Source organism: Bradyrhizobium liaoningense, from assembly GCF_018130785.1.
GTDB classification, from domain to species: Bacteria; Pseudomonadota; Alphaproteobacteria; order Rhizobiales; family Xanthobacteraceae; genus Bradyrhizobium; species Bradyrhizobium liaoningense_A.
This window is the reverse complement of the sequence record NZ_JAFCJT010000001.1, coordinates 262,762-287,765: the sequence shown is the minus strand read 5'-3', so window position 1 is coordinate 287,765 and position 25,004 is coordinate 262,762. Positions and strand designations below refer to the sequence as shown.

Genomic DNA, 25,004 nt, shown 5'->3' with positions numbered 1-25,004 from the left:
GCCCCGATCTGGGGCGCAGACACCGCAAGACGGGAGAGCGCGATGGATGATCAGGCGATACTGGCGGCGCTGCAGCGCCATTGGGACGCTTCGGACGCGAATGATTTCGAGGCCGAGCATGACATCTATCGCGACGACGCCGTGCTCGACTATCCGCAGTCCGGCGAGCGCATCCGCGGCCGCAGGACGATTCAGGAAAGCCGCTTCGTGCAGCCAAACCAGAAGCGCTTCACGGTCCGGCGGATCGTCGGCGGCGGCGATCTCTGGGTGAGCGAGTTCGTGCTGACCTATGACGGGGTGCCGTCCTACGTCGTCAGCATCATGGAATTCCGCGACGGACTGGTGGCGCACGAGACGCAGTATTTCGGCGAGAGGTTCGATCCGGCACCGTCGCGCGCGCATCTGGTGGAGCGGGTGGGGTAGCTCGGCACCCTCCGTCATTGCGAGCGGAGCGAAGCAATCCAGCGTCTTTCCGCAGTCGCAGTCTCGATTGCTTCGCTGCGCTCGCAATGACGATGTGGAAGCAGCATGTCCGGGACGCGTGCACGACTACTTAACCAAATCCAGCAACACGGAACCCGATGCGGCGGCTGGTCGCAGTCTGCTGGCTTGATTCCGGCTCACGCATCTTTATTTCTGACACGAACAAGAATCCGGGCCCCTCTGGCGAGGACGCCGACAATGTCGGCAAAACCTCGCGATGTCGGATGACCTGTCCCGCGCGAATGCGATGGATCGGCCGATCGTCGGGCCTTCTCTGTTTCCTCCGACCAATCGTCCCCATCGCAGTCCCGCGCGGTCATTTCGCAACGTAAGGGAGCTACGATGTCCGACGCAGCCACTTCAAATCCGACCGAGATCGAGATCACGGAACCGTCCAGCCTGAACGAGCAGGCGGCGGTGGCGCTGGTCATTGCCGGCGCGCTCGTCGCCGTTGCCGACCGGCGCGTTTCGCCGGTCGAGCGCGACGAGGTGATCCGCTTCATCAGGGATCGCGGACTGGCGCCGCACATGAGCGACGACCGGCTGTTTGCGATATTCGACGAACTGGCGGAACGGCTTGAGGAGCCCGACTTTGCCAATGTGGTGATCGACACGTTGCGTCCGGTCTCGGACCTGCCGCTGTCAGCCCATTTGATGGAACTGTCGGAGCGCGTCGCGGCTGCGGACGAGGACGTGCATCCCCATGAGGTGCAGGCGATCAAGCTGTTGCGCCTGCTGACGCTGGTGCTGCCGCGCGCAAAGCCGGTGGCGCCGGGCAGCGCAGGCACGGAACGGCGCGCCGCCACGCAGGAGTGAGCATGAGTGCAGCATCGGACGAGCGTACGACAGGAAACCTGGTCGCCACCCGCCAGATGGCCGGTGGCGACCCGCGTCTCGACAAGCTCGTCCGCCGCCTGCCGCCGCGCATGGGCGATACCGTCGCCTATCTGCTGAAACCGTCCAGCCGCTGGGTGAGGATCCCATCGGGCGCGCTGCTCATCGTTGGCGGCGCGCTCTCCTTCCTGCCGGTGCTCGGAATCTGGATGCTGCCGCTCGGCCTCGCACTGCTCGCCGAAGACGTCCCGGCATTGCGCGCCTCGCGCTCCAAGGTCCTGGATTGGGTCGAGCGGAAGAAGCCGCAATGGCTCGATCCGTCTGCATCGAAAAATGATCAATCATGACTGAATTCATCACCGCCGACGCGCTGACAGCGCTGCTCCAGGTCATCCTGATCGACCTCGTGCTCGCTGGCGACAACGCCGTCGTCATCGGCCTTGCGGCCGCCGGCCTGCCGGCCGAGCAACGCCGCCGCGCCATTATCGTCGGCATCGTCGCAGCCACAGCCTTGCGTATCGTCTTTGCCGGGGTCGCGACCCAGCTCCTGCAGGTGATCGGCCTGCTGCTCGCCGGCGGCGTGCTGCTGCTGTGGGTGTGCTGGAAGATGTGGCGCGAGCTGCGCGAGCAGTCTGCGCACACCGAGCTCGCGTTGAGCCATGGCGGCAGCGCGGGCAGCGCGCCGGCGCCGCGCAAGACCTTCGGGCAGGCGGCGTTGCAGATCGTCGCCGCCGACGTCTCGATGTCGCTCGACAACGTGCTCGCGGTCGCAGGCGCCGCGCGCGAGCATCCCTACATCCTCGCGTTCGGACTGTTGCTGTCGGTCGCGATGATGGGCGTCGCCGCCGACCTGCTCGGCCGGGTGTTGCAGAAGCAGCGCTGGATCGCCTATGTCGGTCTCGCCATCATCGTTTACGTCGCCTTCGAGATGATCTATCGCGGCTCGCTGGAGCTTGCGCCTGTGATCGCGAGTCTCTGACGCGGCGCTTTTGCCTGCAATCCGGAGTGATCCATGTCGTCTGAACCCAAAGCACTTTCGGCCGGGCCGCGGCCCCAAATCGGCCCGTTCGCCCAGCTCATCTTCGGCTCGCGCTGGCTGCAAGTGCCGCTCTATGTCGGCCTCATCGTCGCGCAGGGCGTCTATGTGCTGCTGTTCCTGAAAGAGCTCTGGCACCTGGTTGCGCATTCGTTCGACGCCAGCGAGCAGCAGATCATGCTGGTCGTGCTCGGACTGATCGACGTCGTCATGATCTCGAACCTGCTGGTGATGGTGATCGTCGGCGGCTATGAGACCTTCGTCTCGCGCCTGAACCTGAACGGCCATCCCGACGAGCCGGAATGGCTCAGCCATGTCAATGCCAGCGTGCTCAAGATCAAGCTCGCTATGGCGATCATCGGCATTTCCTCGATCTCGCTGCTCAGGACCTTCATCGAGGCCGGCAATCTCGGCACGACGCGCAGCAATTTCACCGAGAGTGGCGTGATGTGGCAGGTGCTGATCCACCTGACCTTCATCATCTCCGCGATCGGCATCGCCTGGGTCGACCGCCTCAGCGAGAGCGGCCACCGCAAGGAGGCCCCTCACGGCTGAGCGTGCGATCGCGGCGGCATCTACAGGCGACGGCCCCGCGCCAGCGTCTCGGATGGGGCCTCGCCGAACGTCATCTTGTAGCTCCGCGAGAAGTCGCCGAGATGCCAGAAGCCGTTGCCGAGCGCCGCGGCCTTGACGCTCAGTCCGGCGCTTCCGGTCATGAGCTGAATGCGGGTCGACCATAACCGCTTGAGACGCAGATAGTGATGCAGGCTCACGCCGTGCACCGCGTGCGTCGCGGTCTGGAGCGTACGCACGGAGACGCCGAGCGCGGCGGAGAGGTCGTCGCTGTAGAGTGGCTTGCTGCCGAACAGCGCAACGACTTCGTCGAGATGCGCGATCAGCCTGCGGTGCCTGTCGAATGAACCGCGGCGGGCGGCGAGTGCGCCTGATGGCAGCAGGGTGGCGTCGAGGCCGGCGAGCAGCGTTTCCTGGATCGGGCGGTTGAGCGGCTCGAATTGCCGGGGATCGTTGCACGCCGAAGCCAGCGAGAACATCTCCAGGATAGCAGCGCGCAGGCGCGTCATCGGATCGTCCTGCGCGCGAACATACGCGAGGCTGGTGTCGAAATCCGCCCAGCCGCGATGGTGCATGTCCGAGTTGAAGCGCAGCATCAGGTAAGTGTTGGGATGATGCTCGATCGCTTCTACGGCGGCTTTGCCGCGCATGATGGAGATGGTCGAACTATCGACCTCGCGGCCATTGGCGATGGAGTGAAAGGTGAGGGGGACAACGAGGCCGACGCCTTTGTCCGTGCCGATCTCCGCCTCAAACTTCCGTGCAAAGGAGCGCTGGAGCACGAAGAGCCCGTCCCGGAGCGGCAGGATGGCGCGAGACAGCGAGAATTCCCGTGGACGGAGCGGCGTGCTGGTGCCGAGACCGAGCACCTCGTTGGCGCGAAATTCGCCGAAGTCCGAGAAGCGCTCGACGCCGAGGACGCGCGATGGTTTTAGCCGACGGACCGGCATTCGGTATCCCAGGGTATGTCGGGGTGATTGGGTTGGACAGCAGAAGAGTATCAGAGGCCCGACCATCGGCCATATTCCGGGAAACTACTGCCAGCGCGGCGGCGACTGGGGAAGTCGGCGCGATGCTGTGAGGACCTCACGGACAAGGACGCGAGTCCGGCAGGCTCAGATCGTTCACTTCAGAATTTCGCACACCGTAGGATGTGATCCGACGTCACGCCGCGCGTTGCTTGTGGAGATGCTCCGCCACCACGCCTCCAACGCCTCGCGCTCGCATCCGAGCCTGACGCTCATGCCGCCGGCGAACTTGATCCAGTCGGCGAAATGGTCTCTGCCAACCGCGATCACCACGGGAATGTCGGCATTGAGCGCGCGTTTGATCAGCTGGGACAGGCCCTTGCCGTCGCGTTCGCGCTTGCCGAAGCGGTTGATGACAACGAGATCGGCGCCATGCGAGAGGGCGTCCGTGATCCGCATCCCGGCATTTTGCAGCCGCGCGAGATCGAGACGGCAGCCGCGCGCGGCCGGATCGAAATCCTGCGCGAGCAGAAGCGTCTCGCCGTTGTGAAGCAGCACCGCCGACAGGCTCGAGTCCGCGCATTGGCCGGCCTGAACCATGCCGACGACGCGGAAGCCGCGCGCATTCAGATCCGCCGCGAAGCTGCGCAGGACCGCGTCGGGGTCCTGATGCGGTTGGTAGACGAGGGCGGCGAGGTCGCATTGCGCATCGAACATGGTCCGCCTCCGTTTGACTGCAAAGAATTGGGGCCGCGACGCTTCCGCCGCGGCCCCGGATTCCGGATCAGGCCGCCGGCGGCCCGTTGATGATCTGGAGCTGGGTGAATTCGGCGAGGCCTTCCTCGGCGAATTCGGTGCCGATGCCCGACTGCTTGGCGCCGCCGAACGGGATGTGCGGGGCCATGTCGAGATGCTTGTTGATCCAGACCGTGCCGGACTCGAGCTGGGTCGCGACTTCGTGCGCGCGCTTGACGTCGGACGACCAGACCGACGCGCCGAGACCATAGGTCGTGGCATTGGCGCGGCGGATCGCGTCGTTCTTGTCGGAGTATTTGATCAGCGGCAGCACGGGGCCGAACTGCTCTTCGTCGACCAGCTTCGATCCTTCCTGGATGTCGCGCACGATGGTCGGCTCGATGAAATAGCCGGGCCGATCCATCGCGGAGCCGCCCGCGACCACCTTGCCGTTCTTGCGGGCGTCCTCGAGGAACGTCTTCACCTTCTCGTACTGCATCCTGTTCTGAAGCGGCCCGAGCTTGGTGCCCTGCTTGGCGCCGTCGTCGACCACCGTGCTCTTGGCGATCGCGACCAGCTCGTTGCAGAGCTCGTCATAGACGGACTCATGGACATAGAGCCGCTTGATGGCGAGGCAGACCTGGCCGGAGTTCTGAAACGCGCCCTCGAAGATGCCGGGGGCGACCTTATTCGGGTCGACGTCGTCGAGCACGATGCCGGCGTCGTTGCCGCCGAGCTCCAGCGTGATGCGCTTGAGCGTCTGCGCTGCGCTCGCCATCACCTTCTGCCCCGTGGCGGAGGAGCCGGTGAAGGAGATCTTGCGGATGTCGGGATGCTTGGTCATCTCGCCGCCGAGATCGTTGGCGTCGGTGATGAAGTTGAGAACCCCCTTTGGCAGGACGTCCTTGATCAGCTCGGCGAAGCGCAAGGTCGCAAGCGGCGTGGTCGGCGCCGGCTTCACCACCAGCGTGTTGCCGGCGAGCAGCGCCGACGGCAGCTTGAAGCTGAGGATCAGCAGCGGATAGTTCCAGGGGATGATGGCGCCGACGACGCCGAGCGGGCGGCGATAGGCTTCCACCTTGCGGTCGCCGGAATCCTCGATCACCTTCATCGGCAATTCGAGCGAGCTGAGGTAGCGGAAGAACGCGGCCATCCCCAAAACTTCGCCGGTGGCGTCGCCGAGCGGCTTGCCTTGCTCGCTGGTGAGGATGTGGGCGAGCTCGCCCGAATTGGCCTCGATGACGTCGGCCATCTTGTTCACGAGCTTGCGACGTTCCGCCATCGGGGTCGCGGCCCAGGCCGGGAAGGCGGCCTTCGCTGCGGCGACGGCGGCATCGAGCTGCGCCTTCGAGGCACGCGGACACTGCGCCAGCACCTCTTCGGTCGCGGGATTGAGAACCGGCATGGTCTGGTCGCCGGGCACCATCTTGCCGTCGATGAGAAGATTGTAGTCGCTCATTGGCTTTGCGCTCCCTTGAAGAAACGGGCCGTTCGGGCCTCGTTATATCGAACTATATATCACGCTTCCGCCGAACCGGCCATGCGGCCGGTTCGATCAATTCCAGAAAAGCAGGGCTGGGCAGATGGACATATCGATATATCGTGATGGATATAGCGAATTGCGTTCCGGGACTGGCGATGGAAATCAAGGTGAGGCAGCTCACGACCTGCGAGGTGGCTGCCGACGGCGGTGCGATCTCGCTGGGCTTCGAGGATCTGGCGGGCAACCCCGCCGCGGTCAGCGTCTCGCTCAACCAGGTCGGCGCCCTCATCATGACGCTGCCCGGGCTGCTCGAGGCGGCGCTGAAGGCCCGCTACGGCGACCAGAGCCTACGCTACGCCTATCCGCTGGCGTCCTGGGCGATCGAGCAGTCGACCGACACCACCCAGCGCATCATCACGCTCCAGACCGAGGACGGCTTCAAGGTCCGCTTTGCGATCCCCAGGGACGAGCAAAGCCTGCTCGGCGAAGCGCTGACCCGGCCGATGCCGGAAATGTCGGTGCGGCCGAACTAGGCGGCGGCGTCAGTCGCCTGCTTCCACCCGCGGCGGCAGATCGGCGGGCAAAGCGGGCCGAATGAGCAGAGGTTCGTCCATGCGCACGCGCGCTCACGATTTCCGGGAACGGGCGATGTCGCTCTTGAGCGCTTCGAGCTCCTTGTGCACGGCGCGCGCGGCATCGCGCTCGATCTTGCGGTAGCGCGCAACAAGTTTCTCGCCGAACGGGGTCAGCATGGCGCCGCCGCCGTTCTTGCCGCCGGCCTGCGGCTCGACCGCGGCATGTCCGCAGATGCGGTTGATCTCGTCGACCAGATCCCAGGCGCGCTTGTAGGACATGTCCATGGCCCGGCCGGCCCCCGAGATCGAGCCGTGCTCGCGGATCTGCTCCAGAAGCTCGATCTTGCCGGGCCCGATCCGATCCTCGCCGTCGAGGTCGATGCGAAGGCTCAGCTGGGGGAGGGATTTGGCGCTCGCGCGCGACATGATGGGGTCTCTTGGGGTACTTGCATGCGAGATTGCCACTCTTGCCCGCCGCGGACAAGGTGAGGGCGCCTGATTTCCCAAAAGATGGACCTTTGTCGACGTCTTCAGGGCACGGGTTTCAGCCCCGTGCCCGTGATCGCTGCATCTTATTCCGCGGGGCTTCCGATCACCGCACCCTGACTGACGTCCTCGCGGGCGAGGATCATCAAAAGGCCGACGATGATGAGCTCGACCACCGCGAAAGCAATGAAGGCGCCGGTGAACGAGCCGGCCGAGGCGTTGATGATGGCGCCCATCATCCAGGGCGCCACGAAGGCCGAGAAGATGCCAAATACCTCGGCGTATCCAATCGCGGCCGGTGCGAGCGCGCCGGAGTATTTTTCGCTGAGCAGAGCGAAGATAGCGCCGCCGCCGAGCAGCGCGATACCGCTGAGTGCTGCAAACAGCACCAGCATCGCGAACGACATCGGTGTGACCACGCTCCACAGGAACATCAGCGCGGTCAGGAAAGCGAGACATGCGGTGAGCTTGATCATGAAGGGCTTGCCGAGCCGATCGGACATGTAGCCGCCAATCACCAGGAATAGCACCTGCGACAACCCCATGACGGTGCCGATGACAGCGCCGGCTTCCGGCGGCATGTGCTGTACACTGATGAAGGCCGGCACCACCCAGGTGGCGGTGCCGGCGATCGCAAAGGTGCAGGCCACGATGCCGAAGCCGGCGACCGCGATCCATTTCGAGCGGAAGATCTCGCCGAGCGGCAGGTGCTCCTGAGGTGTTTCATTGCCCCAGGTAAAACCGTCGATGCCAAGCTCGCGCGGATTGTTACGGACGACGAGCGCGTCGACCGCCGCGACGAACAGGGTGCCGATCGCCAGCACGGCGAAGAAGGTCCGCCAACCGGTCGCAATCGTCAGGGGAATGCCGAGCGCGAAATCCATGGTGATGGCGAGGCTGTAGGCGGCGAGGATGATGCCTACCACCGAGCCGCGCCGACTTTGCGGAAACCAGTCGAAGATCAGCTTCATGTTGCCGATGAAGATGCCGGCGTCGAAGAAGCCGATCACGAGCCGGAGCATCACGAGCTGTGTGTAACTTTGCACGAACACCTGGAGCACCATGCCGATACCAGTGCCCGCAAGCCCGATCAGCAGCATGTTGCGCGCCGTCATCGACCGGCTGACCGGCGACCAGACGACCATGCCGATGCCGTAGGTCAGCGCAAAGATGCCTTGGGCGAGTCCTGCCTCGGCGGGATTGAGCTTGAGGCTCTCGGAGACGAAGGGCAGTACGGCCGCGAAGGCATACCAGTCGGCGGCGAGAAAGATCTCGCAGAGGATGGCGAGCGCCAGCATGCCTTTTTGCCAACGGGCTATCCGACGGCGGTCGTTCTCGGAGATGGACGTCCAAGTTGTTGTCAGCAATGTCATCATCGGTTCTCGCGGTTTGAGTGTCGACGGAATCGGCGTGGCCTCAGGCGGGCGGCGGCAGGAAGTTGACCTCGTGTTCGGCGGCACGTCGCACGACCTCCTGCGGATCGGGGAGATTGTGGATGCGCTCGAACAGCTCTTTCAGCGACCGCGTCGGTGCGACCCAGAACAGGCTGGTGGCGGTTTCACCCGACTTGTTGAAAATGCCGTGGGGGATGCCCTTGGGCATGCGGACGAGGTCGCCGGCCTTGGCGACAAAGTCCTTGCCATCGAGCCAGAGGTCGTAGCGGCCGCTCAGCACATAGACGAATTCATCCTGGGTCGGATGCACGTGCGGCGGCACGAAGGTGCCATCCGGAAACACGGCATGCCAGGCCATCGACGCCTCGGAATGCTGCTTCAGCGTGTAGGTCTGGCCCAGAATGTTCCAGATGACGTTGCCAAAGCCTTCTTTGGCAGGGGTCACGCCCGGAGGCATCTCGATCATGGTGGTGTCCTCTGTTGTGTGCGGATCAATCGGCGAGAAAATCGGTGACGTAGTGTGCAGAAGACGGCGTTTCCTCGAACACGAGATGACCGGTCGCAGGCACCAGCGTCACGCGTGCGTCGGGGAGCCCTGTTTTCCAGGCATCTGCCTGGGCGGTCGGGCGCAGGCGATCCGCGGCTCCCCACAGCACCAGCGTCGGCATCGTGATCCGATGCAGCCAGTGCGCGAGCTTGGGATTGCCCTGCGGTTCGCTGCGGATCAGCTTGGCAAAGCCCGTCACCTCGCGTCCGAGCTGGGCATCGAAGGCCGGATCGGGCGCCTTGGGAAAGTAACGGAGTGCCGCGGCCGGATCGTGCGCGAGATAGGCTGGCAGTTCATGCGGTGCGATCTCAAACAACCCGGGCGCAGGCGCGCTTCCGACCACAAGACCGGCGGGAGCAACCAGCACCAGCTTACGGACCCGATGCGGCTGACGGATCGCGAACTCTGCGGCAAGCCATCCGCCGAGCGAGAACCCGGCGAGGTCGAACTGCTCAAGGCCTAGCTTGTCGAACAGATCCATGTAGTGAAGGACGTGATCCTCGACGGTGTCGATCGTCTCGGCGTCGCCGGAGTCGCCAAAGCCCGCATGATAGGGGATGATGACCGTGTGCCGCTTCGCCCATTCGCGCGCCATCTCGAAGCCGGTGAAGGTGCCGGTGCCGTGTAGGAACACCAGCGCCGGGCCGCTTCCGATGCTGTGGACGATGGTCCGCACGTGGTTGATCGCATATTCCGCGCGGGAGAAGCCGGTCAGATCCGGCGAGGGTTTGACGGTATCAAGCATGGTCATCTCCGGTTGAAGGCGGCAGGGCCGGGCGTTGGTGAGTCATGCGGCGGCCTCCTGGCGACCGCTGAGAAGTGAGGCGAATTGTTCGACGGCGTTGGCGAGCCGCGCGGCCGTCATTGGTGCGAGCGGTTCGCCCGGTACGATCTCGCCGCTGCTGGCGTAGATCGCCGTCGAAACGGTGCAGGCTTCGAAGAAGCCGAACAGCGGGCGGAGCTGGTGCTCGACCACCAGCGAGTGGCGCAGGCCGCCGCCGACCGCGGTAAGCAGCACCGGGCGATTGCGCAGCACGCTGGGTTCGATCAAGTCGAATAGGTGCTTGAACAATCCGGGATAAGAGCCCTGGAACACCGGGCATCCGATCACGAGGCCGTCGGCCTGTTCGATGGCCTCGACGACGGCGCGCGCATTGTCATCGAGTGCGGTCCGGGTGAAGCCGGCGATGCCGCAACCGGCGTCGACAAGGTCGAGGACGGTGGTCTTCAGTCCATGCTGCGCCTGAAGATCGGCGGCGACGGCTTCCACCAGCATGCGCGACTTCGCCGGGCGCCAACTATTGCCGCAGAAACCAACGATGCGGGATGTCCTCACCTCGACGCCCTCGTGTCTGGTCGCTTGCTCAGCCCGTCACCCCGAAGACCGTCCATTGCGCACCAGGGCCGGGGAGGCCGAGCAGCGCGCGACCGCACTCTTCGACGATCTGGTCGGCCATCAGGATGTGCTGCGTGCCCGAATGGATGTCGCGATAAAACCGCTGCATCGGCGTGTTGTGCAGCGAGGCACCGCGGGCGGCACGATGCGCGAAGGTCGCGACATCCGACAGAACGTCGTGGACGTGGCGCAATGACAGCTTGATCATCGTCATCTGCTCCAGCGACGGACTTTCACCGCGGGCGCAAGTCTCCGAGACGTCCTTCCAGGTTTCGTGGACCAATGCACGTGCTGCGCGGAAACGAGCTTCGGCCTGCGCGAACTGGAACTTGAAGCTCGCGCTGTCGCGCGACTTGCCGAATGGATCCTGGCGCTGGACGATCACCTTGACGAGTTCGTCGAGCATGCGGCGGCCGACACCGACGGCCCAAGCGGAATGCGCCCAGGCGCTGTAGCCCGCCAGCCCCAGTGCACCCTGCACACCACCTCGGCGCGGCGCGCCAATGTCAAAATCGTAGGTCATGTGCGTGGGCACGAACAACTCGTCGCCCTCGCTCAAAGTGTAGTCGAAACTTCCCGTCGCGCGCAGGCCGAGCACGTCCCAATTGCCCATCAATTTGATGGTCGCGCGCGGATGATGGGTGACGACGATCTTGGGCTGGCCGTTCGGGCCAAACACCATGTCCTTGCCGGATGCGTCGGTGACGAAGCAGCCTGAATGGACCCACTCGGCGTGCTGAATGCCGCTGCCATAGGCCCAGTTGCCGCGGATCATGTAACCGCCATCGACCGGTCGGGCGAAGCCGCGCGGCACGCCGTTGCCGGCAATCGTGATGTCGGGCCCGCCCGCGAAGACTTTCTTGATGCCTTCGTCCTCGATGTAGATGGCGAGCGTCGTGCCTTCCATGTTGTTGCCGATGACGCACCAGCCGGCGGAGGCGTGTGCGTAAGCGAGCCGCTCGATCACGGTCATGGCGTCGTAAGGCAGAAGCTCGGCGCCGCCGACCTCCTTCGGGAACAGCATGGTGTAGATGCCGGCCTTGCGCAGCGCCGCCACCACGTCGTCAGTCAGATAGCCCTGTGCCTCGGCCTCCGCGGCTCTGGATTCGACCAGCGGTAGCAGCGCGTCGAGGCGCGCATGGAACTCGGCCACCGTCGGGGTCGCGGAAGGTTTTACGGCGAGTTGCACGGAAGGGCTCATGGTCGGTGTCTCCACGTCGGGCTGTTGGTTCTTCGCGCAACGCTGCTGGACGCGAAGATCTCGGTCGGGCGGAACAGACACCGGTCGCGGGCAAGACTCCGCCCACACGCGCCAATGACTGTTGGTGCGCGCGACGAACGGCTCGCGTTGGTGTCGAGATGTCCCCGTCGGAACCGCGCGAACGTCGTTACGCGATCCCCGACGGCCGGGATGCTAGAGATGAGGCGGCCAAAACAGCAATCCCCCATCATGGGGGGTGTTGGCCATGCTGCTCTGCCGCAAAGCTGGGCCGGGAGAGCAGTTTCTTGCCGCTTCTTTTCGCTTGACCAAAGATCAGGCGAGGCAGAAATTTTAAGCCTATAACAATCGGCAATGACGCGCGTGTGTCCGAGGGCACCCCGTGTTCGCGCGAGGAGTGGCGGTGAGAGCCGAGCGGGAGCATTTGGATGGTCTGCCCGAGCGCCAGCTCGCAGATCGACTGATGTCCATCGCCGAGAGCCGCTCGGTGCGCGCGCTTGGCATTGCCTGCTGCTCGGCGATCACGGAATTGACGGGATCGCCGACCGTCGGCCTCTATTTGCTCGATGGGCTTGAACCGGAACTGGTCTACAGCCGGCACGTCGCAGAAGGCCTGCTCGACAATTACAGGGCCGGCTTCTGGAAGCGCGACCCCGTGCTCGACTGCATCATGACCCAAGGCCGCGCGGTCGACGGTGAAACGGTGATCGGTCCGCAGCAATGGCGGCACAGTCCGTCCTTCGAGATGCTCCACGAGTGGGGCTTTGCATACAACATGGGCGGCCCGTTGTGGTGCGGACAGAAGATCGTCGGCGTGCTGTTTACGGCGACGACCGATACGGACGCGCCCTACACGATGCGGTCGCGGCAGCGCATGGAGATGCTGTGTCGGGCCGGTTCGCTCGCTTTGACCAACATGACGAACGCGGGCGCGATCGACGCTCATCCTGCCGCAATCCGGGTCCCCGAGCCGGCAGCGACGCCGGTGGCGACGCTCTCGGCATCGCTTCCGCCACGGTCCGCGGACGTCGCCATCCGGGTCTGCCGCGGCCAGACCAACAAGGAAATCGCCCGCGAGATGGGGATTTCCGATCAGACCGTGAAGGAACACGTCGCGAACCTGTGCCGACGCTTCGGCGTGCACAACCGCACCGAGCTTGCGGCCTGCCTGCTGAGTCCGAGCGCTCGGCAATAAGGTGCCGCGCCGGGTCAGATGTGGTTGACGATCAGCTTGAGCGAGCCGACGAAAGTCGGACGCCGCCGATAGTGCCCGTGCCGTTCATCCCACCGGCCGGATGCGAGATCGCTGCCGAGATGGTCCTCGAAACGCCGCACCACATCGTCGGCAACAAAGCTCCAGGCCGAGCAGGCGAGCCGCGCGGCCGGATCGAGCAGCATCTCGGGGCGGCCGTAATAGGCCTCGTTGAAGCCGTCGGTGCAGTCGAGCGGGATCGGGACGGGCAGGACATCCGTTGTGCCGCCGAGGCCTTCCGCGATCTCGCGGATTGCCGGATAGCGCACAGCCTCGACCGCGATCACCTCCGGGCAATAGGCGTTGAGCCAGAAGCGATCGAGCTCGTCGGGGGCGCAGGTCATGATCGCGATCGGGCCGCGCGTCACCCGCCGCATCTCGGAGAGGCCGGCGTTCAGGTTCTTCCACTGATGCACCGAGAAGGTCGACATCGCGGCGCCAAACGCGCCGTCCTCGAAGGGCAGCTTCTCCGCGACCGCATCGATCGCCGCGGGAAGATGAGCCGGCCGCTGCGCCCGCATCGATTGCGACGGCTCGACCGGCGTCACGGTGCGGCCGACCGGCTCGTAGGAGCCGGCGCCCGCGCCGACATTGAGGATGGTGCGGGCCTCGCTGAGCGCCGCGTCGATCAGCTCGGCGATGCGTGGGTCCGGGCGGCGGAAATTCGTGTAGCCCTTGCCGATGGCGCCGTAATTGGCGTCGCCGGCGCTGCCGTCCTGGTGGCGTGGTGCGGCGTCCTGCATGAACGATCCTACAGCGTCTTATGCGACACGTTCTTGACGACGGTGTAGCACTGCAAGCCCTCGGTGCCGCCTTCACGCCCGTAACCGCTGTCCTTCACGCCGCCAAACGGCGTCTCCGCGACGGAGGCGACGAAATGGTTGATCGAGAGGTTTCCGACCTCGACGCTCTCGGCGAGGCGCTCGGCATTGCTCGCCGAGCGCGTGAACGCGTAGGCGGCAAGGCCGTAGGGAAGGGCGTTGGCCCTCTCGATCGCCTCATCCAGCGTCTTGACCGGATTGACTAGCGCGAGCGGCCCGAACGGCTCCTCGTTCATGGCGCGGGCATCGTCGGGCAGATCAGCGAGCACGGTGAGCGGAAAGAAATAGCCGCGATTGCCGATGCGCTGCCCGCCGGCGAGCACGCGCGCGCCCTTGGCCTTGGCGTCCGCAACCAGCGTCTCCATGGCATCGATGCGGCGTGCATTGGCCAGCGGCCCGAGCTGGGTCGAGGGATCGAGGCCGTTGCCGACTTTCAGCTGGCTGGCGCGCTCGGCAAAGGATTGCGCGAACTGCTCGTAGATCTTTTCCTGCACGAAGAAGCGCGTCGGCGCGACGCAGACTTGTCCCGCATTCCGCGACTTGCCGATAGCAGAGGCGGCCCCGGTCGCAACGGGATCGACGTCGTCGCAGACGATTACCGGCGCGTGGCCGCCAAGCTCCATGATCGCGGGCTTCATGTGGCGGCCGGCCATCTCCGCGAGATGCTTGCCGACGGGAATGGAGCCCGTGAAGGTGACGAGGCGGATGCGCGATTGCGGAATGAGGTATTCCGAGATCTCGGCGGGATTGCCGAACACGAGATTGAGCACGCCGGCCGGAAGACCCGCGTCATGGAAGGCGCGGACCAGCTGGAACGCGCCCGCTGGCGTTTCTTCGGAGGCTTTGAGGATGATCGAGCAGCCGGCGGAGAGGGCGCCTGCCACTTTTCGGGCCGGCGAGCTCATGGGGAAATTCCACGGCGAGAACGCCGCGACCGGGCCGATCGGCTGCCGCAGCACGGTGTGGCGCATGCCGGGCTCGCTCGGGATCACCCGGCCGTAGAGGCGCAGGCCTTCGGTGGCATCCCATTCGATGATGTCGCAGCCGCGCAGGATTTCGAGCCGCGCCTGTTCGATCGGCTTGCCCTGTTCGAGCGTCATTGCTGATGCCATCACATCGACGCGTTCGCGGATGAGGGAAGCGGCCTTCAGGATGATCTGCGCGCGCTTGGCGGGCGCGGTGCTGCGCCAGATCGCAAAGCCCTTCTCGGCGGCGGCGAGTGCGTTGTCGAGATCGGCCCTGGTGGCGGTGGGGACGGTGCCCAGCACGCTCTCGTCGGCGGGATTGATGATCGGCTGTCCGCTGGCGCGCTTCCATTGGCCGTCGATGTAGAGTTCGATCAGAGGATATTCCGCCATTGTTCTTCACCTTGCTTGTGCGGTTTTGCCAGCGGCGTTTCCCTGGCCGAGCTGGCTGAGCCATGTCGTGAACACTCGGTCGGCGGCGCGTGCGACGGTCTTTGAGACCTCGGCCGTCCTGGCGCGAAGCTCCTGCACCGAAATCCTGGCGGACGCGAGCTCGACGGCATGGCCGACATACCATTCCTCGAGCTGCCGCGGATCGGCCTCGAGATGAAACTGGAGCGCGAGCGCGTTGCTGCCAAAGGCAAATGCCTGGTTCGCGTAGTTTTCGTTCGAGGCGAGTCGCGCGGCGTTGTCGGGGAGATCGAACGTGTCGCCGTGCCAGTGCAGAACCGGCGCGCCCTCGGCGAGCGGCTTCAGGCTGGAGGCACGGCCTGCGTCCGACAATGTTATCGATCCCCAGCCGATCTCCTTCACACCTCCGGCATAGACGCGCGCGCCGAGCGCCTTCGCCATGAGCTGCGCGCCGAGACAGATCCCGAGTGTCGGCAGTCCCTGCGCAAGGCGGCGCTCCAGGAGATCAATTTCCCTTGTGAGGAACGGATAGCTCTGGGTCTCGTAGACGCCGATCGGGCCGCCGAGCACGATCAGCAGGTCGGCATCCCCAATCGAGCAATGGCTGAGATCGTCGACCGGCGCCTCGCAGAACGACACGTTCCAGCCCTCACGTTCCATGATCGGCGCCAGCAGGCCGAGATCCTCGAAGGCCACGTGACGGAGCGCGACGGCAGACCGGCGGCGTTGAAACATCCACAAAACCCTGTTGCGCGGGGTCTTTCGACGGTATCCGCTATATCTGTATAGATATAACGAACGCCGGGCCTCGTCCAGACGGTTCCGGGCCGGATCTGCCGTGCGCATGGCCTGCATGCGGCATGCGACATCACCGCACGGCGTGCATCTCCAGAAACGCCTTCACGCCGGTCACGTTGCCGGTATCCGACGGCACGTAGCCGGGCAGGGTGGCGACGGCGGCGCGGAAATCGGCGCTGCGCATGATCTCCAGGATGCGCTGCATCGGCCCGGTATCGAGGAACGCGCGCTTGCAGACGAAGAAATAATCCTCGGTGAGGATGCGGATGAAATCGAGGCCAAAGTGGCGAGCGGCCGCCTCGACGCCAAAGCTCGCATCCGCCATGCCGCTCGCGACATAGGCAGCGACCGCGGCGTGGGTGAACTCGATCTGCTGCGCGCCGTTGATCCTGCTCTCGTCGATGCCGTTCGCGGCAAGCAGCTGGTCGAACAACAGCCGCGTGCCGGAATCATGGTCGCGGTTGACGAAGCGGACTTTTGGCCCGGTGAGATCCTGAAGCGAAGCGATGCGCAGCGGATTGCCGCGCGCGACCATCAGCCCCATCTCGCGCGTGACGAAACTGATGATGCGATCCTCGCGCGGATCCAGCCATTCGCGTGCCGCCTTGATGCCTTGCGCGCGCAACGCGCCGTGCGGCAGATGCAGGCCCGAGAGATCGCAGGCGCCTTGCGCCAGCGCAACCAGCGAATGCTGGTTGCTGACATAGCGAAGGTCGACGCCGATGCCGGGCTCGCGATCGAGGAATTCGCGCAGTTTTGCCACGGCAAAGCCGTGGCTGGCATGAACGCGGATCACCGAAGGGCGCTGTTCGAGGAACGGCTTGATCTCGCTCGCCAGCTCCTGCGCCAGGTTTTCGAGCTGCGGGCCGAGCCGGGCCTGCATGCGCTCGCCGGCCCACACCAGCCGCTCGCCGAACGGCGTGAGTTTTGAGCCCTTGCCGCGCTGGGTTTCGACCAGAGGAGTTCCGAAGAACTCCGACCATTGCTCGATCAGGTTCCAGACGTGCCGGTAGGACAGGTGCGCATCGCTGGCCGCGCTCGTGATCTTTCCGGTCTTCCGGATCTCGTTGAGCACGCCGAGCATGACGACTGCGGTGCGCGGGCTGCCCTCGTGGCGAAATCGCCAGACGGCTTCGATCTCGATCTGAAGCATCTGAAAACCTTATGAACTACGCTTCATATGTAGGGCATCCATTTGCAGATCATATCATATTTACTCCAGCCAATCGCGGCCTATCCTGGCATACCAGAACAGGAGGAAATATGATGTCTGTTGCATATGACTTCGCGCATTCGCCGGCCGCCGAGTTCATGGCCCGGCCGCAGCATCTGCTGATCGACGGCCGCCGCGTCCCCGCAAGCTCCGGCCGTACCTTCAAATCCCTCAATCCCGCCACCGGGCAGGTCATCGCTGTCGTCGCCGAAGGCGGCGAGGCCGATGTTGAGCACGCAGTCGCGGCCGCACGCCGGGCGTTCGAAGGCCCGTGGCGCACGATGCGCGCCTCCGAGCGGGGGCAGATCCTGCTGCGCTGGGCGGACCTGCTCAAGGCGCACGCCGAAGAAATCATCGAGCTCGAGTCGATCGACGCCGGCAAGCCGATCTCCGCGACGACGCGCCAGGATTTTCCGGCCGCGGTCGACACGCTGACCTACTACGCCGGCTGGGCCGACAAGATCAGCGGAGACGTCGTGCCCGTGCGCGACGATGCGCTGACCTACACCGTGCGTGAGCCGGTCGGCGTGGTCGCAGCGATCGTGCCGTGGAATTTCCCGCTGATGATCGGCATGTGGAAGCTCGCGCCGGCGCTGGCCTGCGGCTGCACCATCGTGATGAAGCCGGCCGAGCTGACCTCGTTGTCGGCGCTGCGCATTGCCGAGCTTGCACTCGAAGCGGGCCTGCCGGCGGGCGTCTTCAACGTCGTCACCGGGCCGGGCCGTGTCGTCGGCGACGCGCTGGTCAATCACCCCGACGTCGACAAGGTGACCTTCACCGGCTCGCCCGGCGTCGGCCGTGGAATCATGAAGGGTGCGGCGAGCAACTTCAAGCGCGTCTCGCTCGAACTCGGCGGCAAGTCGGCCAACGTCATCTTCGATGACGCCGATCTCGAAGCGGCCTCCAAGGCTGCGGCTTCCGGCATCTTCTTCAATGCGGGTCAGGTGTGCTCGGCAGGCTCCCGGGTGCTGGTGCAGGAGAAGGCCTATGACGAGGTCGTCGAGCGTCTCGCCGCGCGCGCGAAGTCGCTCAGAATCGGCGATCCGCTCGATCGCAAGACGGCGCTCGGCCCCGTCATCTCCGAGAAGCAGATGAAGTCGATCCTCGACTATGTCGACATCGGCCAGAAGGAGGGCGCGACCCTCGTCACCGGTGGCGAGAAAGTCGGAGATCGCGGCTATTTCATCAGCCCCGCGGTGTTCGCAGGCGTCGCGCACGAGATGCGGATCTCGCAGGAGGAGATATTCGGCCCCGTCGTCAGCGTCATCAAGTTCAAGGACGAGGCCGACGCGCTCAGGATCGCCAACGGCACGGCCTACAGCCTCGCCGCCGGCGTCTGGAGCCGCGACGTCGGCAAGCTCCAGCGCTTCGCCAAGCGGGCGCGGGCGGGCACGGTCTGGATGAACACCTATGGCTACACCGACGTGCGTCTGCCCTGGGGCGGCGAGCGCGACTCCGGCCTCGGCCGTGAGCACGGCACCGCCGCGCTCGACAATTTCACCGAGCCCAAGGCTGTCTGGATGAATCTGGCCGTCTGATAACCTCCCGATCGGCCAATCCTGGGCCCGCCTGATCCGGTCAGGCGGGCTCTTTTTTTGAAGTCGATAAAATCGTCTGCAATCCGCTCAGCGGCGGCAAACCCTGCGGACAAGAAGGCTGTGGCCTTAAACCTCGGCTTTGGAACCGGCGTGCATTCTCACCGCAAAAGGCTGGGGCATTTGCATGTCAATTTTCAAGGAGATCGTCGTGGCGGTCGCTGGAGTCTACGCACTCCTGTTCGTCTGCGACGCATTGTTCGGCGTCGGCGAGGCGCGTTTCGACGACGCCTATTACAGCGCCAGCTTCTACGCGCCGCGGCCAAAGGAATTCCGCTTCGCAAGCGACACGCCGCCGGCGGTCCGCGTCAGCGAGGCCTTCGCGCAGTTTGCGCCGGGCGAGGCCAAGCCGAACCGGCGCTACTCGTCTCTGACGACGATCATCCGCTAAGGCTTACTCCCCCTGGATCCATTCCGCCACGCCGCGCCACAGCGTGTCGCGGTGCTCGGGGCGGAAGAAGCCGAAATGGCCGATCGCCTTGGCGCCGACGTCGGACGGCTTGACCGTCAGCACCTCCGGCTTGATCGCGGTGAAGCCGCTCGTGAGCAGCTCGACCGCGGGCCGCGTCGCCCAGGGATCGTCGGAGAAGCAGAGCGCGCGCAGCTCGCCTTTGTAGTTTGCAAAATTCTCCAGCGCCGGCAGTTTTGAATCGAAGAGGTAGCGCGGGCTCGAGACCCAGTCCGCCCATTGCAGGAAGACGCCCTTGGGCAGATCCTCGCCGATGCCCGCCCAGCCAGGCGCGTAGCCGAGCGTGTGGACGAGCGGCACGCCGACAAAATTCATGAAGGCGAAGACGCGGTATTTTTCCGGCGACGTCATCAGCCGCCAAGTCGCGGCCTGCGAGGCCACGAAGGCGGCGCGCGAAATGTCGCTGTTGTTGGCGATGAGTCCGAGCGCCTGGCCGCCAAAGGAGTGGCCGACATAGGCGAGCGGCAGGGTATTGTAGCGCTCGCGCATCCAGCGCACCGCGGCGGTAACATCTTGCGCGGCCCAGTCCGACATCGAGGCCTTGAAGCCGACAAGCGATTTCGGCTGGTTGTAGCCGACCATCGCCGGCTGCCGGGAGTCGCCGATGCCGCGATAGTCGTAGGTCATGACCGCGCAGCCGCGATGGGCGAGGTAGGAGGCAAAGCCGCGATAGATCTTTCGCGGGACGGCGGTGGCGGAGTTGATCAGCACGGCATGGCGTTTGGTGCCGCGCGGCAGGAACAGGGTGCCGGCCAGCGGATACCCGTCCGTCGCCGGGAAGGTGATCTCGTCGATGAAAACGTCGTCGCGCGCCGCGTCCATGGGCAGCCAATGTCCTGCCAGTTTCCGTGCCAGCCCTCAGCAAATGCGAATTCGGCTTTCGCCGCAAGGGTTTGCAGTGCGAAATGGATTTACAACTGGCGGCGGGGGACCGGGCTGTGTATAAGGCGGCCCTCGCAACCCACAGATCAGGTTGTGCTTTTTTGCTTCACGGAGAGATTGCGATGTCCGAGCGGTGGACGCCCGAGTCCTGGCGCAGCAAGCCGGTGCTACAGGTGCCCGATTATCCTGACGCCAAGGCCCTGGCCGACGTCGAGGCGCAGCTTGCGACCTTTCCGCCGCTGGTGTTCGCGGGCGAGGCGCGCAATCTGAAGAAGTCGCTGGGGCGCGTTGCGGCCGGCGAGGCCTTCCTGCTCCAGGGCGGCGATTGCGCCGAGAGCTTTGCCGAGCACGGCGCCAACAACATCCGCGATTTCTTCCGCGTGCTGCTCCAGATGGCGGTGGTGCTGACCTATGCCGGCGCGGTGCCGGTGGTGAAGGTCGGCCGCATTGCCGGCCAGTTCGCAAAACCGCGGTCGTCGCCGACCGAGAAGATGAACGGCGTCGAGCTGCCGAGCTATCGCGGCGACATCGTCAACGACATCGCCTTCACCAGGGAAGCGCGCGTGCCGGACCCGCAGCGCCAGCTGATGGCCTACCGCCAGTCGGCAGCGACGCTGAACCTGCTCCGTGCGTTTGCGACAGGTGGTTACGCCAATCTCGGCAGCGTGCATGAGTGGATGCTCGGCTTCCTCAAGGATAGCCCGCAGTCCCGCCGCTATAAGGAGCTGGCCGACCGCATCTCGGACGCGCTCAATTTCATGCGCGCCTGTGGCCTCGATCTCGAGGCCCATCCCGAGCTGCGCTCCACCGATTTCTACACCAGCCACGAGGCACTGCTGCTCGGCTACGAGCAGGCCATGACCCGGGTCGATTCCACCACCGGCGACTGGTACGCGACCTCGGGCCACATGATCTGGATCGGCGACCGCACCCGCCAGCTCGATCACGGCCATGTCGAATATTTCCGCGGCATCAAGAACCCGATCGGCCTGAAGTGCGGCCCGTCGCTCAAGCCCGACGAGCTCTTGAAGCTGATCGACGTGCTCAATCCCGACAACGAGCCGGGCCGGCTGACGCTGATCAACCGCTTCGGCTCCGACAAGGTCGCCGACCATCTGCCGGGATTGATCCGCGCCGTGAAGCGCGAGGGCAGGGTTGTGGTCTGGTCGTGCGATCCCATGCACGGCAACACCATCACCTCGACGTCAGGCTACAAGACGCGCCCGTTCGACCGCGTCCTGTCGGAGGTGAAGTCGTTCTTCACGATCCACGCGGCGGAAGGCACGCACGCCGGCGGCGTGCATCTGGAGATGACCGGTCAGGACGTCACCGAGTGCATCGGCGGTGCCCGTGCGATCACCGACGAGGATCTCAACGATCGCTACCACACGGTCTGCGATCCCCGCCTCAATGCCGAGCAATCGATCGACATGGCTTTCCTGGTCGCGGAACTCCTCAAGCAGGAACGCGCCGGCAAGGCCAGGCCGATGCCGGTCGCAGCGGGACTCTAAAACCTTGCTGCGGATCTGGAAGGCCACGATCAATTCCCGTAACGGTCTGGCCTTTGCGTTCCGATCGGAGCAGGCCGTCCGCGAGGAGATTTTTGCGCTCCTCCTGTCGCTGCCGCTGGCCTGGTTCATCGGCGCGACCGCGATGCGCGCGGTCGAGCTGGTCTGTGCGGTCGCGTTCGTGCTGGTGGTCGAGCTGCTCAACACCGCGATCGAGAAGCTTGCCGATCGCCTGACCATGGATCACGACAAGCAGATCGGCCGGGTCAAGGACATGGGCTCGGCCGCGGTCGGCGTTGCGCTCTTGATGGCCGGCGCGTTCTGGATCATCGCCATCATCGAGCGATTGGGGTTCCTCTGAAGCGGAGTGCGGCGGCCATGCCCGAACGTCTCAACGCATTCGCGGTCACGCTCGCCCAGCTCAATCCGACCATGGGCGACGTCGAGGGCAATGCCGCGAAGGTTCGTGCCGCGCGCGCGCAGGCGATCGCTGACGGCGCCGATCTCGTGCTGTTTCCGGAACTGTTCATCGCCGGCTACCCGCCGGAAGATCTGGTGCAGAAGCCGGCGTTCCAGGCCGCCTGCCGCGCCGGGATCGAGGCGCTCGCGCGCGAGACCGCCGATGGCGGTCCGGCGATGCTGGTCGGCACGCCCTGGGTCGAGGACGGAAGGCTCTACAATGCCTGCGCGCTGCTCGATGGCGGCCGCATCGCTGGCTTGCGCTTCAAATGCAACCTGCCGAATTACGGCGTGTTCGACGAGAAGCGGCTGTTTTCGCGCGGCCCTGCCGCAGGTCCCGTGACCGTCCGCGGCGTGCGCATCGGCGTGCCGATCTGCGAGGACATCTGGCTGGAGGAATCCGAAGATTACGAGAACGTGGTCGAGACGCTGGCCGAGACCGGCGCCGAGATCATCCTGGTGCCGAACGGCTCGCCCTACGCCCGCGACAAGAACGACGTCCGTTTGTCGGTCGCAGTGGCACGGGTCACCGAGAGCGGCCTGCCGCTGGTCTATCTCAACCAGGTCTGCGGCCAGGACGAGCTGGTGTTCGACGGTGCGTCCTTCGTGCTCAACGGCGATCTCTCGCTCGCGGCGCAATTGCCGGCGTTCGAAGAGAGCGTCACCACTCTGCGCTTCACCAGGAATGGCGACGATTGGCGTTGCGCGGGGCCGATTGCCGCGCTGCCCGAGGGCGACCACGCCGACTATGCGGCCTGCGTGCTGGGCTTGCGCGACTATGTCGCCAAGAACGGATTCCCCGGCGTGCTGCTCGGCATTTCAGGCGGCATCGACTCTGCGCTCTGCGCCGCGATCGCGGTTGATGCGCTAGGTGCCGACCAGGTGCACGGCGTGATGCTGCCTTATCGCTACACCGCAGCACATTCGATCGCGGACGCCGGCGAGCTCGCCGGGCATCTCGGAGTCCGCTACGAGGTGCTGCCGATTGCCGAAGCCGTGACCGGGTTCGAGACCATCCTGTCCGGCATCTTTCAGAATCTGCCGCCCGACATCACCGAGGAAAACCTCCAGGCCCGCACCCGCGGCACGCTGCTGATGGCGATCTCCAACAAGACCGGGCTGATGGTGGTGACGACAGGCAACAAGTCGGAGATGTCGGTCGGCTACGCCACGCTGTACGGCGACATGAATGGCGGCTTCAACCCGATCAAGGACATCTACAAGACGCAGGTGTTTCGGCTGGCCGCGCTGCGCAACAGCTGGAAGCCGGATGGCGCGCTCGGGCCCGCGGGCGAGGTCATTCCCCCTGATATCATCACGCGCCCGCCGACGGCGGAGCTGCGCGAGAACCAGACCGATCAGGATTCGTTGCCGCCCTACGACGTGCTCGACGCCATCCTGGAGCGTCTCATCGAGCGCGAGGAGCCGCTCGACCAGATCATCGCTGCCGGCTTCGACCGCGACACGGTCATCCACATCGACCATCTGCTCAACGTCGCCGAATACAAGCGCCGCCAGGCCGCACCGGGCGTGAAGGTGACGGCCAGGAATTTCGGCCGCGACCGCCGCTATCCCATCACCAACCGCTTTCGCGACAGGGGTGAGCCGTTGCCTGCGGCGGACGAGACGCTGGTCTCGCGCGGCAGCACGGCGTCGATCGACGCGTTCGAGGGGTAGCACCGGAGAGAGGCGGACGGTCTCGCCACACGTCTATCTGTCATCATCGGCGAAGGCGGGGCATGACATCGAGCGATGCGCGAACTCAGATTGCCGCTATGACGGGGTTGCGAAAAACAGCACCCGCAGGAAGTGCGTGTATTCGGATTCGAGAACCATGATTGTCACAAACACCATCACCGCGATCGGCGGCAGCAGGATGGCATAGGTAAGCGCCAGCCGCTCCCAGGCCATGTGCATGAAGACGGCGACGATCAGGCCGGCCTTCAACACCATGAACAGCAGGATCAGCGACCACCTCAGATAGCCATGCAGGCCAAAGTAGTCGACGAGGTAGGAGCACGTGCTGAGGACGAACAGCCAGCCCCAGACCACGAGGTAGAGCTTGATCGGGTGCTGTTGCCCCTTGGCGTGCACGGCTGCTGTTGCGACTGCGCCGTGCGCCGGAGTGTGGAGCTGGCCTTCCATGTGTACCGCCGCGTTTGTCATGCGCCGACCTCACCAAAGATAGAACAATGCGAAGATGAACACCCACACGAGATCGACGAAGTGCCAGTACAGGCCCGTGATCTCGACGATCTCGTAATAGCCCTTGCGGCTCGTGAAGAAGCCGCGCCTCTCGACATCGAAGTCGCCGCGCAAGACCTTCCGCGCAATGGCGATCAGGAAGATCACGCCGATCGTCACGTGGGTGCCGTGGAAGCCGGTGATCATGAAGAAGCTTGCACCAAACTGCGGTGCACCCCATGGATTGCCCCAGGGCCGGACGCCCTCCATGATCAGCTTGGTCCATTCGAAGGCCTGCATTCCGACGAAGGTTGCGCCGAAGGCCGCCGTGACCAGCATCAAGGCCGCGGTTCTGACGCGATCGCGGCGGTAGCCGAAATTGACGGCCATCGCCATCGTGCCGCTGCTGCTGATCAGGATAAAGGTCATGATGGCGATCAGGATCAGGGGGATGTGGTTGCCCCCGATATTGAGGGCGAAGACTTCGCTGGGATTCGGCCACGGCACGGTCGTCGACATGCGCGCCGTCATGTAGGAGAGCAGGAAGCAACTGAAGATGAAGGTGTCGCTGAGGAGGAAGATCCACATCATGGCCTTGCCCCAGGACACGTTCTTGAAGGCGCGCTGATCGGACGCCCAGTCGGCGGCGATGCCGCGCCAGCCTTCAAGCTGCGCAGTCGATTGGCCCGCATGTGTCAGCACGGTTTCAGCCATCTGG

The 25,004-nt window shown here is 64.8% G+C and carries 28 protein-coding genes; 12 read left to right on the top strand and 16 right to left on the bottom strand.

The window, feature by feature from the left end; genetic code table 11:
- Positions 1-42: 42 nt before the first annotated feature.
- From JQ627_RS01325 to JQ627_RS01305, 5 genes are all read left to right on the top strand, one after another.
- The gene (locus tag JQ627_RS01325; RefSeq protein WP_212482357.1) at positions 43-423 is read left to right on the top strand and encodes a nuclear transport factor 2 family protein; all 381 of its coding nucleotides are present in this window, start codon (positions 43-45) and stop codon (positions 421-423) included.
- 402 nt (positions 424-825) lie between these two features.
- Complete coding sequence (locus JQ627_RS01320; protein ID WP_212482356.1) at positions 826-1,299, top strand: TerB family tellurite resistance protein; 474 nt, start codon at positions 826-828, stop codon at positions 1,297-1,299.
- Between the two features lie 2 nt (positions 1,300-1,301).
- Positions 1,302-1,664, top strand: coding sequence for a hypothetical protein (locus JQ627_RS01315; RefSeq protein WP_212482355.1), 363 nt, complete (start codon positions 1,302-1,304; stop codon positions 1,662-1,664).
- Positions 1,661-2,296 carry a TerC family protein gene (locus JQ627_RS01310; protein WP_212482354.1) on the top strand — a complete coding sequence of 212 codons (636 nt, stop codon included), beginning with the start codon at positions 1,661-1,663 and terminating at the stop codon, positions 2,294-2,296. Before JQ627_RS01315 ends, JQ627_RS01310 begins: the two co-directional genes overlap by 4 nt.
- Positions 2,297-2,329: 33 nt before the next feature.
- Complete coding sequence (locus tag JQ627_RS01305) at positions 2,330-2,908, top strand: TIGR00645 family protein (RefSeq protein WP_212482353.1); 579 nt, start codon at positions 2,330-2,332, stop codon at positions 2,906-2,908.
- Between the two features lie 20 nt (positions 2,909-2,928).
- Here the strand turns inward: JQ627_RS01305 and JQ627_RS01300 are convergent, their stop codons facing one another.
- The 3 genes from JQ627_RS01300 to JQ627_RS01290 all read right to left on the bottom strand — a co-directional run bounded on the left by JQ627_RS01300 (position 2,929) and on the right by JQ627_RS01290 (position 6,088).
- Positions 2,929-3,876, bottom strand: a complete 948-nt coding sequence (locus JQ627_RS01300) for a helix-turn-helix domain-containing protein (RefSeq protein ID WP_212482352.1) — start codon at positions 3,874-3,876, stop codon at positions 2,929-2,931.
- A gap of 174 nt (positions 3,877-4,050) precedes the next feature.
- The gene (locus JQ627_RS01295; RefSeq protein ID WP_212482351.1) at positions 4,051-4,611 is read right to left on the bottom strand and encodes a DUF2478 domain-containing protein; all 561 of its coding nucleotides are present in this window, start codon (positions 4,609-4,611) and stop codon (positions 4,051-4,053) included.
- 67 nt (positions 4,612-4,678) lie between these two features.
- Complete coding sequence (locus JQ627_RS01290) at positions 4,679-6,088, bottom strand: aldehyde dehydrogenase family protein (RefSeq protein WP_212482350.1); 1,410 nt, start codon at positions 6,086-6,088, stop codon at positions 4,679-4,681.
- Positions 6,089-6,267: 179 nt separating this feature from the next.
- On the opposite strand from JQ627_RS01290, the gene JQ627_RS01285 reads away from it, so the two are divergent.
- Entirely contained in the window at positions 6,268-6,645 is a 378-nt protein-coding gene (locus JQ627_RS01285; protein ID WP_212483131.1) for a hypothetical protein, read from the top strand.
- A 93-nt stretch (positions 6,646-6,738) separates the two neighbouring features.
- Here JQ627_RS01285 and JQ627_RS01280 read toward each other — a convergent pair whose 3' ends face one another.
- The 6 genes from JQ627_RS01280 to JQ627_RS01255 all read right to left on the bottom strand — a co-directional run bounded on the left by JQ627_RS01280 (position 6,739) and on the right by JQ627_RS01255 (position 11,711).
- Positions 6,739-7,113, bottom strand: coding sequence for a winged helix-turn-helix domain-containing protein (locus JQ627_RS01280; RefSeq protein ID WP_014496164.1), 375 nt, complete (start codon positions 7,111-7,113; stop codon positions 6,739-6,741).
- Between the two features lie 146 nt (positions 7,114-7,259).
- A complete protein-coding gene (locus JQ627_RS01275) occupies positions 7,260-8,471 on the bottom strand; it encodes a nitrate/nitrite transporter (RefSeq protein ID WP_212482349.1) in 1,212 nt (403 codons plus the stop codon).
- A gap of 118 nt (positions 8,472-8,589) precedes the next feature.
- On the bottom strand, positions 8,590-9,033 hold the full coding sequence (locus JQ627_RS01270; protein WP_028159377.1) for a cupin domain-containing protein: 444 nt from the start codon (positions 9,031-9,033) through the stop codon (positions 8,590-8,592).
- A 25-nt stretch (positions 9,034-9,058) separates the two neighbouring features.
- The gene (locus JQ627_RS01265) at positions 9,059-9,859 is read right to left on the bottom strand and encodes an alpha/beta fold hydrolase (protein WP_212482348.1); all 801 of its coding nucleotides are present in this window, start codon (positions 9,857-9,859) and stop codon (positions 9,059-9,061) included.
- Between the two features lie 42 nt (positions 9,860-9,901).
- Entirely contained in the window at positions 9,902-10,450 is a 549-nt protein-coding gene (locus JQ627_RS01260) for an NAD(P)H-dependent oxidoreductase (protein ID WP_212482347.1), read from the bottom strand.
- Between the two features lie 28 nt (positions 10,451-10,478).
- Positions 10,479-11,711, bottom strand: a complete 1,233-nt coding sequence (locus JQ627_RS01255) for an acyl-CoA dehydrogenase family protein (RefSeq protein WP_212482346.1) — start codon at positions 11,709-11,711, stop codon at positions 10,479-10,481.
- Between the two features lie 481 nt (positions 11,712-12,192).
- Here JQ627_RS01255 and JQ627_RS01250 point away from each other — a divergent pair, with 481 nt between their 5' ends.
- Positions 12,193-12,924 carry a response regulator transcription factor gene (locus tag JQ627_RS01250; RefSeq protein ID WP_212482345.1) on the top strand — a complete coding sequence of 244 codons (732 nt, stop codon included), beginning with the start codon at positions 12,193-12,195 and terminating at the stop codon, positions 12,922-12,924.
- A 14-nt stretch (positions 12,925-12,938) separates the two neighbouring features.
- Here the strand turns inward: JQ627_RS01250 and JQ627_RS01245 are convergent, their stop codons facing one another.
- From JQ627_RS01245 to JQ627_RS01230, 4 genes are all read right to left on the bottom strand, one after another.
- Positions 12,939-13,724, bottom strand: coding sequence for a class I SAM-dependent methyltransferase (locus JQ627_RS01245; RefSeq protein WP_212482344.1), 786 nt, complete (start codon positions 13,722-13,724; stop codon positions 12,939-12,941).
- Between the two features lie 8 nt (positions 13,725-13,732).
- A complete protein-coding gene (locus JQ627_RS01240; RefSeq protein ID WP_212482343.1) occupies positions 13,733-15,160 on the bottom strand; it encodes an NAD-dependent succinate-semialdehyde dehydrogenase in 1,428 nt (475 codons plus the stop codon).
- Positions 15,161-15,166: 6 nt separating this feature from the next.
- Positions 15,167-15,913, bottom strand: a complete 747-nt coding sequence (locus tag JQ627_RS01235) for a glutamine amidotransferase (RefSeq protein ID WP_212482342.1) — start codon at positions 15,911-15,913, stop codon at positions 15,167-15,169.
- Between the two features lie 133 nt (positions 15,914-16,046).
- A complete protein-coding gene (locus tag JQ627_RS01230) occupies positions 16,047-17,129 on the bottom strand; it encodes a substrate-binding domain-containing protein (protein WP_039150072.1) in 1,083 nt (360 codons plus the stop codon).
- A gap of 113 nt (positions 17,130-17,242) precedes the next feature.
- Here JQ627_RS01230 and JQ627_RS01225 point away from each other — a divergent pair, with 113 nt between their 5' ends.
- Together JQ627_RS01225 and JQ627_RS01220 are read left to right on the top strand one after the other, a co-directional pair.
- Complete coding sequence (locus JQ627_RS01225) at positions 17,243-18,727, top strand: aldehyde dehydrogenase family protein (protein ID WP_212483130.1); 1,485 nt, start codon at positions 17,243-17,245, stop codon at positions 18,725-18,727.
- 184 nt (positions 18,728-18,911) lie between these two features.
- A complete protein-coding gene (locus JQ627_RS01220) occupies positions 18,912-19,175 on the top strand; it encodes a hypothetical protein (protein ID WP_212482341.1) in 264 nt (87 codons plus the stop codon).
- A 3-nt stretch (positions 19,176-19,178) separates the two neighbouring features.
- Here the strand turns inward: JQ627_RS01220 and JQ627_RS01215 are convergent, their stop codons facing one another.
- Positions 19,179-20,075: an alpha/beta fold hydrolase gene (locus JQ627_RS01215; RefSeq protein ID WP_212482340.1), complete on the bottom strand. Its 897-nt coding sequence runs from the start codon at positions 20,073-20,075 to the stop codon at positions 19,179-19,181.
- Between the two features lie 182 nt (positions 20,076-20,257).
- Here JQ627_RS01215 and JQ627_RS01210 point away from each other — a divergent pair, with 182 nt between their 5' ends.
- From JQ627_RS01210 to JQ627_RS01200, 3 genes are read left to right on the top strand one after another with little or no spacing between them, the layout of a single operon-like run.
- Positions 20,258-21,646, top strand: a complete 1,389-nt coding sequence (locus JQ627_RS01210; protein WP_212482339.1) for a class II 3-deoxy-7-phosphoheptulonate synthase — start codon at positions 20,258-20,260, stop codon at positions 21,644-21,646.
- A gap of 4 nt (positions 21,647-21,650) precedes the next feature.
- Positions 21,651-22,004 (top strand): diacylglycerol kinase, encoded by a 354-nt coding sequence (locus tag JQ627_RS01205; protein ID WP_212482338.1) that lies wholly within the window; start codon positions 21,651-21,653, stop codon positions 22,002-22,004.
- Positions 22,005-22,021: 17 nt separating this feature from the next.
- A complete protein-coding gene (locus tag JQ627_RS01200; RefSeq protein WP_212482337.1) occupies positions 22,022-23,779 on the top strand; it encodes an NAD+ synthase in 1,758 nt (585 codons plus the stop codon).
- Positions 23,780-23,875: 96 nt separating this feature from the next.
- On the opposite strand, the gene JQ627_RS01195 is transcribed toward JQ627_RS01200, so the two are convergent.
- Both JQ627_RS01195 and JQ627_RS01190 read right to left on the bottom strand, forming a co-directional pair.
- Positions 23,876-24,268: a cytochrome C oxidase subunit IV family protein gene (locus JQ627_RS01195; protein WP_212482336.1), complete on the bottom strand. Its 393-nt coding sequence runs from the start codon at positions 24,266-24,268 to the stop codon at positions 23,876-23,878.
- Positions 24,269-24,277: 9 nt separating this feature from the next.
- A complete protein-coding gene (locus JQ627_RS01190; protein ID WP_212482335.1) occupies positions 24,278-25,000 on the bottom strand; it encodes a heme-copper oxidase subunit III family protein in 723 nt (240 codons plus the stop codon).
- Positions 25,001-25,004: the final 4 nt, after the last annotated feature.